This is a genomic window from Streptomyces gobiensis (genome assembly GCF_021216675.1).
Classification (GTDB): Bacteria; Actinomycetota; Actinomycetes; order Streptomycetales; family Streptomycetaceae; genus Streptomyces; species Streptomyces gobiensis.
The window spans coordinates 195,045-210,469 of the sequence record NZ_CP086120.1; the positions used below are offsets into that span (position 1 = coordinate 195,045).

17 protein-coding genes are annotated in these 15,425 nt (G+C 69.0%); 5 read left to right on the top strand and 12 right to left on the bottom strand.

The features are described 5' to 3' along the window. Window positions 1-66 precede the first annotated feature (66 nt). From test1122_RS00960 to test1122_RS00970, 3 genes are all read right to left on the bottom strand, one after another. On the bottom strand, window positions 67-918 hold the full coding sequence (locus tag test1122_RS00960; protein ID WP_232267235.1) for a MetQ/NlpA family ABC transporter substrate-binding protein: 852 nt from the start codon (window positions 916-918) through the stop codon (window positions 67-69). A gap of 66 nt (window positions 919-984) precedes the next feature. After that, entirely contained in the window at window positions 985-1,656 is a 672-nt protein-coding gene (locus tag test1122_RS00965) for a methionine ABC transporter permease (RefSeq protein ID WP_232267236.1), read from the bottom strand. After that, entirely contained in the window at window positions 1,653-2,702 is a 1,050-nt protein-coding gene (locus test1122_RS00970; protein ID WP_232267237.1) for a methionine ABC transporter ATP-binding protein, read from the bottom strand. The genes test1122_RS00965 and test1122_RS00970 overlap by 4 nt, the downstream gene beginning before the upstream one ends. A 436-nt stretch (window positions 2,703-3,138) precedes the next feature. On the opposite strand from test1122_RS00970, the gene test1122_RS00975 reads away from it, so the two are divergent. Together test1122_RS00975 and test1122_RS00980 are read left to right on the top strand one after the other, a co-directional pair. Then, complete coding sequence (locus test1122_RS00975) at window positions 3,139-3,507, top strand: hypothetical protein (RefSeq protein WP_232267238.1); 369 nt, start codon at window positions 3,139-3,141, stop codon at window positions 3,505-3,507. Continuing rightward, complete coding sequence (locus test1122_RS00980; protein WP_232267239.1) at window positions 3,479-3,928, top strand: hypothetical protein; 450 nt, start codon at window positions 3,479-3,481, stop codon at window positions 3,926-3,928. The genes test1122_RS00975 and test1122_RS00980 overlap by 29 nt, the downstream gene beginning before the upstream one ends. Before the next feature lie 28 nt (window positions 3,929-3,956). On the opposite strand, the gene test1122_RS00985 is transcribed toward test1122_RS00980, so the two are convergent. From test1122_RS00985 to test1122_RS00995, 3 genes are all read right to left on the bottom strand, one after another. Further along, a complete protein-coding gene (locus tag test1122_RS00985) occupies window positions 3,957-4,460 on the bottom strand; it encodes a GNAT family N-acetyltransferase (protein WP_232267240.1) in 504 nt (167 codons plus the stop codon). 90 nt (window positions 4,461-4,550) lie between these two features. Further along, on the bottom strand, window positions 4,551-5,069 hold the full coding sequence (locus test1122_RS00990) for an RNA polymerase sigma factor (RefSeq protein ID WP_232267241.1): 519 nt from the start codon (window positions 5,067-5,069) through the stop codon (window positions 4,551-4,553). Between the two features lie 51 nt (window positions 5,070-5,120). Beyond that, window positions 5,121-6,260, bottom strand: coding sequence for a glycerophosphodiester phosphodiesterase (locus test1122_RS00995; protein WP_232267242.1), 1,140 nt, complete (start codon window positions 6,258-6,260; stop codon window positions 5,121-5,123). A 284-nt stretch (window positions 6,261-6,544) separates the two neighbouring features. On the opposite strand from test1122_RS00995, the gene test1122_RS01000 reads away from it, so the two are divergent. Further along, the gene (locus test1122_RS01000) at window positions 6,545-7,243 is read left to right on the top strand and encodes a lysophospholipid acyltransferase family protein (RefSeq protein ID WP_232267243.1); all 699 of its coding nucleotides are present in this window, start codon (window positions 6,545-6,547) and stop codon (window positions 7,241-7,243) included. Window positions 7,244-7,287: 44 nt separating this feature from the next. On the opposite strand, the gene test1122_RS01005 is transcribed toward test1122_RS01000, so the two are convergent. The 6 genes from test1122_RS01005 to test1122_RS01030 all read right to left on the bottom strand — a co-directional run bounded on the left by test1122_RS01005 (window position 7,288) and on the right by test1122_RS01030 (window position 13,712). Further along, window positions 7,288-8,838 (bottom strand): MFS transporter, encoded by a 1,551-nt coding sequence (locus test1122_RS01005; RefSeq protein ID WP_232267244.1) that lies wholly within the window; start codon window positions 8,836-8,838, stop codon window positions 7,288-7,290. Further along, window positions 8,835-9,386, bottom strand: a complete 552-nt coding sequence (locus test1122_RS01010; protein WP_232267245.1) for a TetR/AcrR family transcriptional regulator — start codon at window positions 9,384-9,386, stop codon at window positions 8,835-8,837. Before test1122_RS01010 ends, test1122_RS01005 begins: the two co-directional genes overlap by 4 nt. Window positions 9,387-9,479: 93 nt before the next feature. Then, window positions 9,480-10,451, bottom strand: a complete 972-nt coding sequence (locus tag test1122_RS01015) for an aldo/keto reductase (protein ID WP_232267246.1) — start codon at window positions 10,449-10,451, stop codon at window positions 9,480-9,482. 64 nt (window positions 10,452-10,515) lie between these two features. Beyond that, complete coding sequence (gene argH, locus test1122_RS01020) at window positions 10,516-11,961, bottom strand: argininosuccinate lyase (RefSeq protein ID WP_232267247.1); 1,446 nt, start codon at window positions 11,959-11,961, stop codon at window positions 10,516-10,518. Between the two features lie 101 nt (window positions 11,962-12,062). Beyond that, window positions 12,063-13,259 carry an argininosuccinate synthase gene (locus tag test1122_RS01025; RefSeq protein ID WP_232267248.1) on the bottom strand — a complete coding sequence of 399 codons (1,197 nt, stop codon included), beginning with the start codon at window positions 13,257-13,259 and terminating at the stop codon, window positions 12,063-12,065. Between the two features lie 84 nt (window positions 13,260-13,343). Continuing rightward, the gene (locus tag test1122_RS01030; RefSeq protein WP_232267249.1) at window positions 13,344-13,712 is read right to left on the bottom strand and encodes a DUF488 domain-containing protein; all 369 of its coding nucleotides are present in this window, start codon (window positions 13,710-13,712) and stop codon (window positions 13,344-13,346) included. 61 nt (window positions 13,713-13,773) lie between these two features. Between test1122_RS01030 and test1122_RS01035 the strand changes: the two genes are divergently transcribed. After that, a complete protein-coding gene (locus test1122_RS01035) occupies window positions 13,774-14,370 on the top strand; it encodes a pyridoxamine 5'-phosphate oxidase family protein (RefSeq protein ID WP_232267250.1) in 597 nt (198 codons plus the stop codon). 35 nt (window positions 14,371-14,405) lie between these two features. Continuing rightward, a complete protein-coding gene (locus tag test1122_RS01040; RefSeq protein ID WP_232271695.1) occupies window positions 14,406-15,260 on the top strand; it encodes an SCO6745 family protein in 855 nt (284 codons plus the stop codon). Window positions 15,261-15,425 lie beyond the last annotated feature (165 nt).

Sequence of the window (15,425 nt, forward strand, 5' to 3'; positions counted from 1 at the left end):
CGTGGATACGCAGCGCCGGGCCCCAATCGTGGGCGGGGCCCGGCGCTGGATATTCCACCGCGGAGGTCAGGACTTGACGGCACCGAAGGCGGGAACGATGGACCCGTCGTATTCATCCTCGATGAACTTCTTGACCTCATCGGAGTTAAGGAGCTTCACGAGCTTCACGATCCCCGGTTCCCTCTCGTTGCCCTTCTTGACGGCGAGGAAGTTGGCGTACGGGTTGCCGTCCGCCTGCTCCAGGACCAGGGCGTCCCTGGTCGGCTTGAGACCGGCCTCGATGGCGTAGTTGCCATTGATGACGGCGGCGTCCACATCATCCAGGGAGCGGGGCACGGTGGCGGCCTCCAGTTCCCTGAACTTCAGGCCCTTGCTGTCCTTGATGTCACCCAGGGTGGCGCTCTGGCCCGCACCGGCCTTGAGCTCGATCAGACCGTGATCGTCAAGGAGCCTGAGCGCCCGGCCCTCGTTGGTGGTGTCGTTGGGCACCGCGATGGTCTGGCCGCTCTTGATGTCCTTCAGATCCTTGGCCGACTTGGAGTACAGACCCAGCGGCTCCAGATGGACGTTGACCACTGGGGTGACATGGGTGCCCTCCTTCTTGTTGAAGTCATCCAGATAGGGCTTGTGCTGGAAGTAGTTGGCGTCCACCTCACCGTTGTCGGTGGCGAGGTTGGGCAGGACGTAGTCGTCGAAGACCTTGACCTTGAGGTCAAGGTCTTCCTTCTTGGCCAGGTTGTCCCGTACGTACTCCAGGATCTTGGCGTGCGGGGCCGCCGACGCGGCCACGGTCAGCGACTCGCCGCCGCCCGTGGCGGAGCTGTTGCCGGGATCGGAGGCGGTGCCGCAGGCGGCCAGGCCAAGGGTGAGGGCGGCGGTCGCCGCGCCCGCTGAGGTGATCTTGATAATGGTGCGCACGAAGAGTGCCTCTTTCTGATGTGGTAGCTGCCCGACGAAGGGTTCGGGCCTTTGGGGGGAGAAGTCTCAGGAGCTGACCCGCTCCCGGCGGGCGAGGAGCCGCACCGCGGTGTCACCGAGCAGCTGCACGGCCGCCACGAGGACGATCAGAACTCCCACGGTGACGAGCATCAGTCCGGTCTCGAAGCGCCGGAAGCCGTAGGCGAGGGCGAGGTCGCCCAGGCCGCCGCCGCCGACCACACCGGCCATGGCGGAGTAGCCGATCAGCACGATGACGGTGGTGGTGAGCCCGGCGACCAACGAGGGCAGGGCTTGCGGCAGCAGTGCCTTGAAGACCACGGTGCCGGTGCCGCCGCCCATCGCCTGGACGGCCTCGACCAGTCCGTGGTCAACCTCCCGGACCGCGGTCTCCACCAGCCGGGCGAAGAAGGGTATGGCGCCGATAGCGAGCGGCACGATCGCCGCGGTGGGGCCGATGAAGGTACCCACCACTAGGCGGGTGAACGGGATCAGAGCGACCAGCAGAATGATGAACGGCAGCGAGCGCCCGACATTCACCAGGGCGCCGATGACGTTGTTCACCGGCGCGTTCCGCAGCATCCCGCCACGGTCGGTGAGGACCAGCAGGACGCCCAGCGGCAGTCCACCGAGGGCGGCGATCAGCGTGGACCAGCCGACCATATACAGGGTGTCCACGCACCCCTGGATCAGCAGTGGCTGCATCTCGGCCCAGCTCACTTGGCGCTCTCCTCTGTCAGTGCGTCCATAACGGCGGTGCCTGAGACAGCCGCGACATCGACGGTCAGCCCCTGCTCCCGCAGGAAGCCGATCGGCACGACGTTGTCCTCGAAGCCGCCCGGCAGCTCGATCCGCATCCGGCCGATCTGGCGGCCGCCCACGGTGTCCATGGCGGCGCCGAGGATCGAGATGTCGATGTTGTATGTCCGGGCGAGCTGGGAGATCACCGGCTGGGCCGCGGAGGCACCGTGGAAGGTGACGTCGACGACCGTGCGGTCCGGCGCGGAGGGCTCCCCGCCGACCGGGAAGAGCTCATTGGCCAGCTCGGAACCGGGAGTTGCCAGCAGGCCGGAGACGGTGCCGGATTCCACGATCTCGCCGCCCCGCATCAGCGCGGCCGAGTCGCAGACGGTTTTGACGACATCCATCTCATGGGTGATGAGCAGCACGGTCAGGCCGAGCTGCTCATTGAGATCACGCAGCAGCCGCAGTACGGAGCGGGTGGTCTCGGGGTCGAGGGCGGAGGTCGCTTCGTCGGAGAGCAGCACCTTGGGATCGCCCGCCAGCGCGCGGGCGATCCCGACGCGCTGTTTCTGACCACCGGAGAGCTGAGCCGGGTAGGCGCGGGCCTTCTCGGCGAGGCCGACGAGGTCGAGCAGTTCCAGGGCCTTGCGGCCGCGGTCCCGTCCGGAGACGCCGAGGATCTCCAACGGCAGTTCGACATTGCCCTGCACGGTGCGGGAGGAGAGCAGATTGAAGTGCTGGAAGACCATGCCGATGCGGCTCCGGGCCGCGCGGAGGTCCGCGCCCGCACGCTTGCCGCGTCCGGCCAGTGCGGTGAGGTCCCGGCCATCGACGGTCACCGTGCCGGAGGTTGGCCGCTCCAGGAGATTGACGCAGCGGATGAGAGAGGACTTACCGGCGCCGCTCTGTCCGATGACGCCGTAGACCTCACCCTCGCGGACATGCAGATTCACGCCGCGCAGGGCGGTGACCTCACGGTCACGCGTGCGATAGACCTTGCTCAGGTCCGTAGTGGTGATCACTGGGTTTCCGTCACTGTCGAGTGCGCGGCGCGGGAGCAGGTGAGCGCCGGGCAGGGGGCATTGCTTGGGGAGGAGGGGTTTCGGTGCGGGCCGCGCCGTCAGTGGGCGGCGGGGCCATGGGTGAGTGAGCGCGGGGGCGAGCGCGTCCGTGCCAGGGGAACGGGGCTCAGGTCTCGCTTCGGGGCGCGAGGCTGCTCAGGCGGGGGCCCTCAGCGGTCACACATTCGACACACGCGGCAGACACCGGGCGTGGTCATCGCCTCGGTCGCAGGGATGCGGCTGCTCGTCGTGGTCATGGAGATCAGTAAAGCAGACCCCGGTCCGGGGTCCCAGAGACCGAGATCCTTGTCCGGGTAGTGGACATCACCGCGTGTGGAGGCGCCCCGTGCCTGGGGCCCATACGGCGGGACCTCGGACCCGTAATAGAGTCACTGGCATGTTCATCCCGCTGACGGTCGCGGTCACCGTGACCGCCCTCGCGCTGGCCGCCTGGTGCGGCCACGCGGCCTACCGGGACCAGCCGACCAAGGACTGGCACTTCATCGGCATGGCCGTGGTCACCGTACTCGCCCTGCTTCAGCTGGTGGTCGGCGTGGTGTGGCTGGCACGGGGGCAGGAGCCGTCCGACAGCTCGGTGATCTTCGTTTCGTATCTGCTCGGCGCCGCGGCCGCGGTGCCCGCGGTCGGCTTCCTCTCACTGGCCGAGCGCACTCGCTGGGGCTCGGCCACGGTGGCGGCGGGCGCCGTGGTGCTGGCCGTGCTGGAGGTCCGCCTCTATGACATCTGGGGAGGCGGCGGTGGCTGATACCGCTCCCGGGAAGACGGTTGACGGCACCCGGACCGGGATCGGGGCGGGGCCCGGGCGGCTGCTGGTGACGCTGTACGCGGTCTTCACCATCGGCGCCGCCTCTCGCTCCGTCTACCAGCTCTCCACCCGCTTCGAGGAGGCGCCGCTGGCGTACCTCCTGTCCGCGGTGGCCGCGCTGGTGTACGCGTTCATCACGGTCGCCCTCGTCCGGGGCGGTGAGGGGGCCCGTAAGGCAGCGGTCGGCTGCTGCGTCGCGGAGCTCGCCGGGGTGCTGACCGTGGGCACCTGGACGCTGATGGACCCATCGGCCTTCCCGGATGCCACCGTGTGGTCGGACTACGGCATGGGCTATCTGTTCATCCCGCTGGCACTGCCGGTGACAGGCCTGATCTGGCTGCGGCGGTCACGGAGCGCGTAGCGCGGGACCGCCGCAGCCAGGGTCTGGGTCAGGCGCTCGTGGTGAACGCGTGTGCCACGGCCTCCTTCTCCAGGGTGATCACGCTGAGTTTCGGGGAGATCCGCTCGGTGGCCGCCGGTACGTAGCCGCAGCGGCGGTAGAGCCGGAGGTTGCCATCGCTGCGGTGGCCGGTGAAGAGCCGGAAGCGCTGCGCGCCCTGCTCACGAGCCAGCTGGTTCTCGACCGCGGTGAGCAACCGCCCGCCAAGGCCATGCCGCTGCATCCGGGGGTGCACGATGAGCTTGCCGATATGGGCGGTGCCCTCGCTGTCGACGGTGCCGCGTACGGATCCCACGACCTCCGCGCCGAGCCGGGCGACCAGGACGCAGCCGCCCGACAGCTCGGCGCGCAGGGCGTCCAGCGTCTGGGTGAGCGGCTCGATGGCGTAGTCGCCGTACAGCTCGGCTTCGGTCTGGTAGCAGAGATATTGCAGCTTGAGGATCTGCTCGGCGTCGTGCTCGGTCGCCGCAGAGATGGTCACGCTCATGCCCATGTGCGCACGCCTCTCCCTTGTTGTCGCGCCCGTCCGCGCCAAGAGTGAGGGTCGCGCGGCCCGGACTGTCTGCCCTGATGACGCCGGTTGTTATCGCACCCTTCCCCCGAGTTCAGGGATTCCAACCTCCGCCAAGAGCATTCTGCGCAGACATCCCAGGCAGCGGGAACGCAATGGCCCTAGACTCCCCTGTGAGATTCCCAACTCACCTGCGATTTCTTGGTACGTCAGATCCCTGGGTGACAGCAGCGCGGCCAGCACACGGGGGCAGCGGCCAGGCAGTCGCGCTACGGCTCCGCGCACCACGCGCCCCCGCTCCCCATCGAGAAACCGCCGTTCGGCGCTGTGCTCCGGGCCCCCGGCGGGTTCGGCGGCCGCCGGGTCGTAGGTGACTTCCCGGCTGGTCCGGTGCCCGATGGAACGCGCCTCGGCACGTACGGTCGCACGCAGCCAGGCGCCCGGCCGGGGCGGCGGCCCCTCGGCGTGGACGCGTTCCAGCCAGCGCAGCCAGACGGACTGTTCAAGGTCCTCCGCCTCGGCCCCGGCGGCATGGGCCTCGGCGGCGCACTCAGCAGCCAGCAGTGGACGAAGGTATTCCGGAAACTGCATGCCCGGCGGGACGCGAGGGTCCCGCCGGGCGGTTTCAGCTAGCGGGGAGGATCACCCACGTGAGCGACGGAAGTCCTCGGCGGCAAGCCGGGCGGTGTCCGGGTTATCAGAAAAGATCCCATCGATACCGGTCTCGTAGTACATGCGGTACGCGCCGAAGGCGTCCCCGTAGTCGTTGGGGTTGTCACCGCGCCGGAATTCGGCGGGCAGGAAGGAGTTCTCGTTCCGCATGGTGTACGGGTGCAGCACCAGACCGCGGTCATGCGCGTCCGGGACCAGCGTGGTGGGCTCACCGAGCTGGCCGTCCGGGCCCTTGGGAATGATGAGATCCAGCAGCGGGCCGATACCCCGGGCGTAGCCGGCGATCCAGTCCAGTCCCTCGGGGGTCACCAGGTCCGCGACGGTGCGCGGGTCGCCCGCCTCGGTGAAGTCCCAGGGCTGCGAGTCAGCGGTCCACAGCAGCACCACACCGGGGGTACCGACGAGCTTGCTGAGCCGCTGGATGCTGCTGGGTTCAAAGGACTGCAGAAAGACCGGCGAATTCCGCCGGTGCAGCCCGTACTTCCGCAGGAGCCTCGCCAACCGTTCCTCCAGCCCGAGTCCGAGCTTACGGAAGTAGCTGGGGTGCTTGGTTTCGGCATGGAGCCATACGGGGCGGCCGCGCTTCTTGCCCTCCCTGTGGGCCCATTGGATGACCTCTTCGAAGGTGGGCACGGTCCAGCGGCCGTTGTAGAGGGTGTTCTGCTGGCGCTGCCCGGGAATGCGCTCGGTGGCCCGGAGCTTCTTGATCTCCGCGAGGGTGAAGTCCTCGGTGAACCAGCCGGTGTGCTCCTCACCATCCACCGACTTGGTGGTCCTTCGGTCGGCGAACTCCGGGTGGTCGGCGACATCCGTGGTGGCCGTGATGTCGTTCTCATGACGGCAGATGAGATGACCGTCCTTGGTGGCGACCAGGTCCTGCTCGACGATGTCCGCTCCCATATCGAGCGCGAGATCGTATGACCCGAAGGTGTGTTCAGGGCGGTAGCCGCTGGCACCACGATGGCCGATGACGGCGGGCACCGGCAGCCCCGACGGCCTGAACCTCCCCGCGGCCTGAGCGGTCCCGGTGGTCCCCAGCACTGCCGCTCCCGCGCTCAGCGCCGCCGCCCCCAGCACCGTTCTGCGGCCCAGCCGCTGCTCCTGTCCCATGAACTCTCCTCACTGCGCGGTGCGGTGTCCCGCACCTGACAAACGACGGCTGAAGCGTAGGCGGGCAGACCTGTCCGGTGGGGATCACACGCCGGAACATGAGGGAAACGCGCGCCAACCCCGACATCAACAGGCGAGATCAGCGGGGACATCAACGGGGGACATCAACTCTGTGTATCGGTCCCATGAACCCGGTGCACCGCCCACCGAAAGCCGCGAGTATCGTCCTCACCTGCGCATCCGTTGCGCGTCATCCGCCCACGACCGGAGGCTGAATCTCTGTGATGCCCCGTTATGCTCGGTCTTTTCGGTTCCTGCTCATCAAGGCGCTGCTCGGCCCGCTCCTGCGCGTGCTGTTCCGTCCGCAGGTACAGGGAGCCGACCGGGTACCGGGCACCGGCCCGGTGATCCTGGCCGGCAATCACCTCACGTTCATCGACTCGATGATCCTGCCGCTGGTCGCCAAGCGACAGGTCTTCTTCATCGGCAAGGACGAGTATGTGACCGGAAAGAGCCTCAAGGGCCGCTTGATGGCCTGGTTCTTCACCGGGGTCGGCATGATCCCCGTCGACCGGGACGGCGGCCACGGTGGTGTGGCGGCGCTGATGACCGGCCGCCGGGTGCTTGAGGAGGGCAAGGCCTTCGGTATCTACCCGGAGGGCACCCGCTCCCCCGATGGACGGCTCTACCGCGGCCGCACCGGTATCGCCCGGCTGACGCTGATGACCGGTGCGCCGGTGATGCCGTTCGCGATGATCGGGACCGACCGGGTACAGCCCGGCGGCCGGGGCCTGCCCCGGATCGGCCCGGGCCGCCGCATCACGGTCCGCTTTGGCGAGCCGCTGGACTTCTCCCGCTACGAGGGGATGGACCGGGACCGCTATGTGCTGCGCGCGGTGACCGATGAGGTGATGAGCGAGGTCATGCGGCTCTCCGGTCAGGAGTACGTCGATATGTACGCCACAAAGGCGAAGGCGGCGTAAGAACTCACGCCAGGCACTCACGCCAGGAACTCACGCCGTCCAGGTCAGTGCCCGGCAGGGCTGGCGCTGTCCGCGAGCCGCTGACCGCGCAGCAGTCGCCAGGCCAGCCCGGCCGCGGCGAGCAGCACCACCGAGCCCACCGCGGCGGCGATGCGCAGCCCGTCGGTGAAGCTCTCCTGCGCGGCGGCCAGCAGCCGCTCACCGGAGGCCCCGGGCAGCCCGGCGGCCGTATCGACCGCGCCGCCCAGCGACTCATGGGCGTCCGCGCCCGCCTGTGCCGGTACGCCGGGCGGGACCGGGAAGCCGCGGTAGACACCGGTAACGATGGAGCCCAGTACGGCGATACCGAGAGCCGCGCCCAGTTCGTACGCGGTCTCCGACACCGCGGAGGCGGCCCCCGCCTGCTCCTCGGGCACGCTGGAGAGGATGACATCCGCGGTCACCGTAAAGGCGAGCCCGGCGCCCATGCCGACCACGAGCAGCACGGTGCCCAGCAGCCAGTAGCCGGTGGAGGCCTGCAACCACAGGCACGCGCCGAGGGCCAGCCCGACGGCGGCCAGTCCGCTGGAGACGGCGCCGCGCACCGAGGTACGGCGGGCGACCGTACCGGCGGCCAGTCCGGCGCCGATCGCGCCGATCGCGGCGGGCAGTTCAGCCAGTCCGGCTTGCAGGGGGCCGCGCATCTGCACCATCTGGAGGAACTGCGAGAGGAAGAAGATCAGCCCGGAGAGCCCGAGAATGGTGAGCAGATCGGCGAGTACCGCACCGGAGAAGCCACGGTTCTTGAAGAGCCGCATATTCAGCAGCGGGGACGCCAGCCGCAGTTGCCGCCGTACGAATATCACCAGCGTGAGCGCGCCGAGCGCGGCGGTGAGACAGACATCCCAGCGCGGCCCGTAGGCAGCGGCTTCCTTGACCGCGTAGACCACCGAGACGATGCCGACCATGGAGAGCGCGACGCTGGGCAGATCCCAGGGACCGGGGGCCGGGTTCTTGGACTCGGGCAGTACCCTGACGCCGACGATCACCAGAACGGCCATCACCGGCAGATTGATCAGGAAGACCGAGCCCCACCAGAAGTGCTCCAGCAGAAGGCCGCCGACGACGGGGCCCACCGCCGCACCCGCCGAGGCCATGGCGCCCCAGATACCGATGGCGAGGCTGCGCTCCCTGGGGTCGTGGAAAAGGCTGCGGATCAGCGCGAGGGTGGCGGGCATCAGGGTGGCGCCCGCGATGCCGAGCAGCGCCCGCCACAGGATCATCGCCTCGGCGCTGTGCGCATAGGCGTTGAGGACGGAGATCGCACCGAACGCGGCTGAACCGGTCAGCAGGAGCTTCTTACGGCCGATACGGTCGCCGAGGCTGCCCATGGAGACCAGCAGTCCGGCGATGACGAAGGAGTAGACATCGCCGATCCACAGCAGCTGGGTGCCCGAGGGCCGCAGATCCTCGCTGAGAAAGGGGGTGGCCAGGCCCAGGACGGTGACATCGACGCCCACCAGCAGCACGGCCAGTACCAGAACGGCGAGCGCGAGCCAGCGCCCCGCGCGGGGCGGGGCACCGGCGTCGGCCTGGCGGGGTATCGGGCGGGTCATGCGGCCGTCCTCCGCAGCGCTCCGCCGAGCAGCAGCTCGGCGACCATATGGGGTGCGTCCTTGGGTGCCATCCGCCCGTCCTGAACGGTCCAGGCGGAGGCCGCGATCAGTGCGTAAAGGGCTTCGGTGAGCCAGCTCGGCGCCAGCTCCGGGCGGAAGACGCCCTGCTGCTGACCGCGCCGGAAGAGCCCGCTGACCTTCGCGTCGACGCGCTGCCAGCCCTCGTCCATCCGGTCTGACTCATAGAGCTGGTTCTCGCCGTAGAGAAAGGCCAGGAAGCCCGCCACCGGCATCGCCTCGGCGACCAGCCGCCGCACCGCGTCCTCCGGCTCGCCCTCGTCGATACGGGCGGTGGCCAGGCCCTCCTCGATCTGCTCGATGCCCAGTGCGCCCAGCGCCAGCACCAGGGCGTCGCGCCCGGCGAAGTGCCGGTGGAGCGTGGCACGGCTGATGCCCGCGGCCTTGGCGATCTCATCCATGGAGGCTGTCGCCTTACGGGACAGCAGATCAGCGGCGGTCTTGAGCACACGTTCACGGTTCACCGTCATGAGACGACGATAACTCATCTGAGACACTCATGTCTCATCATTACGGTGTGAGCAGTGCCCCCCACCCCCACGGCGGAAGCCAGGTGTGGCGCGTCAGGACCAGGGCAGTTCCGAGCGATACCGCCAGTACGCCGAGGAATCCTCGGTCAGCTCCGCGAGACGGGCGAGCCGCTCCTCGTCGAGGTCCACGGTCACGGCGTGCAGATTGGTGAAGAGCTGCTCGGTGGTGGCCGCCCCGGACAGGACGACTCCCGCCCAGGGGCGGCACAGGGCGGCGGCCAGGGCGACCGCGTCAGGGCTGGCACCGGCCTCGTCGGCGACCTCACGCAGCACGGCCGGTGCCTGGGGCGCCACGAGGCGGCCGTTGGCCAGGGCCTCCTTGATAATCACGGTGAGACCGGCTTCGTGCGCCTCGGCCAGGGCCGCTTCCGCGGACGTCTCCAGAAGGTTGTAGGTGCTCTGGACCGAGCGGAATAGCGGGCGGTCCGCCACGGTGATATCGAGGGCGGCCCGGATGGTGTCGGCCTGGTGGGGGCCGCTCGTCGAGAAGCCGACGGACACCCCTTCATCAGCCAGCCGGGCCAGGCGCTCATGGAGGGCGGTGTCGGTGAGGGCCGGGCTGTCCGGGGTGAGGGAGTGGATCTGGTAGAGGTCGAGCCGGTCCCCCAGCAGCTTGCCGGTCTCGGCGCGCTGGGTTTCATACATCGCGAGGGTGTGGTCCTTCACCTCATGGACATCGGCGTCGGTACGCCAGTTCCCGGTGTACGAATAGCCCCACTTGCTGCCGATGACGACATCGTCAACCTCGGGGTGTGCCCGTAGCCAGTCGCCCAGGAACTCTTCGGCCCGCCCATAGGAGCGGGCGGCGTCGAAGTAGCGGACGCCCTGCGCGTAAGCGGCATCCAGCAGTTCATGGGTGCGCTCACGCAGGGCGTCGACGCTGCGCTCGGCCGGCAGATCGCGCTCCCGGCCGAGGTTGATGTACGCGGGCCGGCCGACGGCCGCCAGCCCGAGTCCGATGTGGGCGGTCGGCGTCGTCGCTCTGGCCAGGCGGGCGAACGGCATCGGGGCTCCCTGCGCGGTCGGTACGGCGGTCAGTTTGACCACCGTACCCACGGCGGCACCGGGATCACCGTTTGGCGTTCGCCCACTCCCGCTGCTTCACCAGATCGGCCTTGACCTCGGCGAGTTGCACCGCCACGGCAGACGGGGCGGTGCCGCCACGGCCGTTGCGGGCGGCGAGCGCGCCGGGGACGCTGAGAACCGTGCGGACCTCCGGGGTCAGCCGCGGGGAGATCTTGGCGAACTGCTCATCGGTGAGCTGGTCCAGCTCAATGCCCTCCCGCTCACACTCCTTGACGCACTCCCCCGCGACCTCATGCGCGACCCGGAAGGGCACCTCCTGCTTGACCAGCCACTCGGCGATATCCGTGGCCAGCGAGAATCCCGCCGGGGCCAGCTCCTCCATCCGCTCCCGGTTGACCGTGAGCGTGGCCATCATCCCGGTGAACGCCGGAAGCAGGATCTCCAGCTGGTCACAGGAGTCAAAGACCGGCTCCTTGTCCTCCTGCAGATCCCGGTTGTACGCGAGCGGCAGTGCCTTGAGGGTGGCCAGCAGCCCGGTCAGATTGCCGATCAGCCGACCGGATTTGCCGCGCGCCAGCTCGGCGATATCGGGGTTCTTCTTCTGCGGCATGATCGAGGAACCGGTGGAGAAGGCGTCATGCAGGGTGACGAAGGAGAACTCCTTGGTATTCCAGATGATGACTTCTTCGGCGATCTTCGACAGATCGACACCGATCATCGCGGTGATGAAGGCGAATTCGGCGACGAAGTCCCGGGAGGCCGTGCCGTCGATGGAGTTGGCCGCCGAGCCGTGCTCAAAGCCGAGTTCCGCCGCCACCGCCCGTGGGTCGAGGCCGAGCGAGGACCCGGCCAGTGCGCCGGAGCCATACGGCGAGACGGCGGTGCGCTCGTCCCACTGACGCAGCCGCTCCGCGTCCCGGCCCAGCGCCTGGACATGGGCGAGCACATGGTGTGCGAAGAGCACCGGCTGGGCGTGCTGGAGATGGGTACGGCCCGGCATGGCGACATCCGGGTGCGCCTCGGCGAGCCCGACCAGAGCCCCCTGAAGATCAGCCAGCAGGGCGCCGATGATCCGGGCGTGGTCCCGCAGATACATCCGGAAGAGGGTGGCCACCTGGTCGTTGCGGGACCGGCCCGCCCGGAGCTTACCGCCCAGCTCGGCGCCGAGCCGCTCCAGCAGGCCACGTTCCAGGGCCGTATGGACGTCCTCGTCGGCGATGGTGCCGGTGAAGGAGCCGTCGGCGACATCGGCCTCCAGCTGGTCGAGCCCCGCGAACATCCGGTCCAGCTCCTCGGCGCTGAGCAGCCCGGCCCGGTGCAGGACACGGGCGTGCGCCCGGGAACCGGCGATGTCGTACGGGGCGAGCCGCCAGTCGAAGTGGACTGAGGCACTGAGCCTGGCCAGTGCCTCGGCCGGTCCATCCGCGAACCGGCCGCCCCACAGCCGTACATCGCCGTCCTGGGCTGGCTTGTCCGGTCCGTTGCTCATCGCTGCGCTGCTCCTCATTGGCGTGATACGGATCCGCCTCCCCACCCGTGTGCACGGCGGGGAGGCGGGGTGAAGCTCATCCGCTGGCGCGGACTGGCAGACTACTGTGCCTGGTCCCGCTTGGCAGCGATCTTGCTCGACATGCCGAACAGCTCGATGAAGCCCTTGGACATCGACTGGTCGAAGGTGTCGCCGCTGTCGTATGTCGCCAGGTTGAAGTCGTAGAGCGACTGGTCGGACTTCCGGCCGGTGACAACGGCCCGGCCGCCGTGCAGGGTCATCCGGATGTCACCGCAGACATGCTCGTTGGCCTCGTCGATGAAGCCGTCCAGGGCCCGCTTGAGCGGGGAGAACCACAGGCCGTCGTAGACCAGCTCGGTCCACCGCTGCTCGACCTGCCGCTTGAACCGGGCGAGCTCCCGCTCGACGGTGACACTCTCCAGCTCCTGGTGGGCGGTGATCAGGGCGATGCCGCCCGGGGACTCGTACACCTCCCGGGACTTGATGCCCACGAGCCGGTCCTCGACCATGTCGATCCGGCCGATACCCTGGGCGCCGGCCCGCTCATTGAGCTGCTGGATGGCCTGCAGAACGGTGACGGGCCGGCCGTCGATGGCGACTGGCACGCCCTTCTCGAAGGTGATGATCACCTCGTCGGCCTCCCGGGGGACGGCCGGGTTCTGGGTGTACTCGTAGACATCCTCGATGGGCGCGTTCCAGATGTCCTCCAGGAAGCCGGTCTCGACGGCCCGGCCGAAGACGTTCTGGTCGATGGAGTACGGCGACTTCTTGGTGGTGGCGATCGGCAGGCCCTTCTCCTCGCAGAAGGCGATGGCCTTGTCCCGGGTCATGGCGTAGTCCCGGACCGGGGCGATGCACCGCAGAGCGGGCGCGAGGGAGGAGATCCCTGCCTCGAACCGGACCTGGTCATTGCCCTTGCCGGTGCAGCCATGGGCCACGGTCGTGGCGCCATGCTTCTGGGCGGCGGCGACCAGGTGCTTGACGATCGTCGGCCGGGAGAGGGCGGAGACGAGCGGGTACCGGTCCATATAGAGGGCGTTGGCCTTGATCGCCGGGAGGCAGTACTCCTCGGCGAACTCGTCCTTGGCATCGGCGACCTCTGCCTCGACCGCCCCGCAGGCGAGCGCGCGCTTTCGGATCACATCAAGATCCTCGCCGCCCTGGCCGACATCCACGGCGACGGCGATGACCTCGGCTCCGGTCTCCTCGGCGATCCAGCCGATACAGACGGAAGTGTCCAGGCCACCGGAGTAGGCGAGTACGACGCGCTCGGTCACGGGGGTCTCCTTACGATCCATACGGTGACTGGCATAAGTATGCACTGCTCCGTATGTTTCGTCAACGTACGCCGTCTGCGCAGGTCAGCGCAGATCGCGCAGCTCCTCCGCCAGGATCGGGGCATGGCTGTGGTCAAGATCCTTGGTGGCCGTCAGCAGGGTCAGCCGGGCAGGCCCCGCCAGCTCCCGGACCCGGTGCAGCGCGGCCTGCTGCCGTGACCCGGCCAGCTCCGCGCGGTAACGCTGTCCAAACTCCGCGAACCGCTCCGGATCATGGCCGTACCAGCGGCGCAGCTCCGCGGACGGGGCGACGTCCTTGACCCACTCATCCAGCCGCGCCGTCTCCTTCGCCAGCCCGCGCGGCCACAGCCGGTCCACCAGCACCCGCGTCCCGTCCTGCGGCTCCACCGCGTCGTACACCCGGCGCAGCCGCACCTCGAAACCGTCCTTCATGCCTCCAGCGTGCGGGGAAAACGCCGCACGCGCAGAAGATTCGAAACGCATAATGCGGGTCATGGGAAAGAGCCACGAGCACATAACCGGCCGACTGCGGACGTTCATCGAGCAGCAGCCCGTTTTCTTCACGGCCACCGCGCCGCTCTCCGGCGACGGCACCGTCAATCTCTCCCCGAAGGGCCTGGCGGGCTCCTTGGCGGTACTCGATGAGCACACCGTCGCCTATCTGGATTTCGCGGGCAGCAACGCCGAGACCATCGCGCATCTGCGGGAGAACGGGCGGATCACCCTGATGTGGTGCGCCTTCTCCGGGCCGCCGAACATCGTGCGGGTGCACGGCCGTGGTGAGGCGGTTTTCCGGGATGATCCGCGCTGGAGTGAACTGCTCGCCCGCTTCCCGGACATCGATCCGGCCAAGCACGGGCTGCGGGCCATCATCGTGGTCACCGCCGAACATATCCGGGACACCTGCGGCTACGCCGTGCCCCTGATGACGTATGACGAGGACCGGCCGCTGCACGCCGCCCGTTTCGAACGGGAGACGGACGACACCCTGGACGCGTACTTCCACAAGAAGGAGCACGTCGGCACCAGCCTCGACGGTCTTCCCGGCCTGCCGCTACCGTTGCCGCCGACCCCCGTAAAGGAACAGTGACCGTGACAACGGACTACGCAAACCTGGCCCGCCGGATGTGGCACCAGCTGGAACCGGTGTACGCCTCCCTCTACTTCGCGCCGGAGGCCTTCGAGGAGGCCAAGGCGCTGGGATATGACGTGGGGTCACGCTGGCCGGGCTACTTCGCCTACCGTGGCGCACCGCTGGGCGCGGCCGGACCCGAGCTGGTGACGGCCACGTTCCACAGCTTCAGCCCGCACATGGTGGCCGAGTATGTCCCGGCGGCCTGGGAGACGGCCGGCCCCGGCACCGTACTGGCCGCCCGGCTGCGCGCCGTGGACCGGATACTGCGCGGCTTCCTCGGGGACGCGGTCACCGGACCCGAGATGACGGAGGCGGCCGGGCTGGCCCGTACCGCCGCCGAGAGCGCCGATATGGCCGCCCGTCCGCTGGCCGCCGCCAACCGCGAGCTGCCCTGGCCCAAGGAGCCGCATCTGGCACTCTGGCAGGCCATGTCCGTACTGCGTGAGCACCGTGGCGACGGCCATCTCGCCGCGCTGCTGGCCGCCGGTCTGGACGGCTGCGAGACGCTGGTCTCCTTCGCCGCGATCGGGGCCGTGCCGGTGGAGAACTTCGCCGGGCGCGGCTGGAGTGAGGAGGAGTGGGCAGCGGCCCAGGACCGGCTCTTCGAGCGTGGCTGGGTCGACGCGGACGGCCACGCCACCGACCTGGGGCGCAAGGGCCGGGAGGACATCGAGCGGCTGACCGATGAACTGGCCGCGGCGCCGTGGCGCGCCCTCGGGGCCGAGCGCTGCGAGCGGTTCGCCAGGCTGCTCCACCCCGCGGTGGCGGCGGTCTTCGAGTCCGGCATACTGCCGCCCCAGCCCACGCTGGGCATCGCCACGGTGCGGGCTCCCGGCCCGCGGTAACCGGCGCCTGGCTGTCCCGGGGCAGGGATCAAGGTGACCGCCGCGAGTCCCATGATCTAAGTTGACCGCCGGGGCAGCGGAAGGGCGAACAGTGGTGGACGGCGGAGAGCTACGGGTGCCGGTGGGGGCGGACGCCGCGCGGTGGACGACCCGGGGTGACTGCCA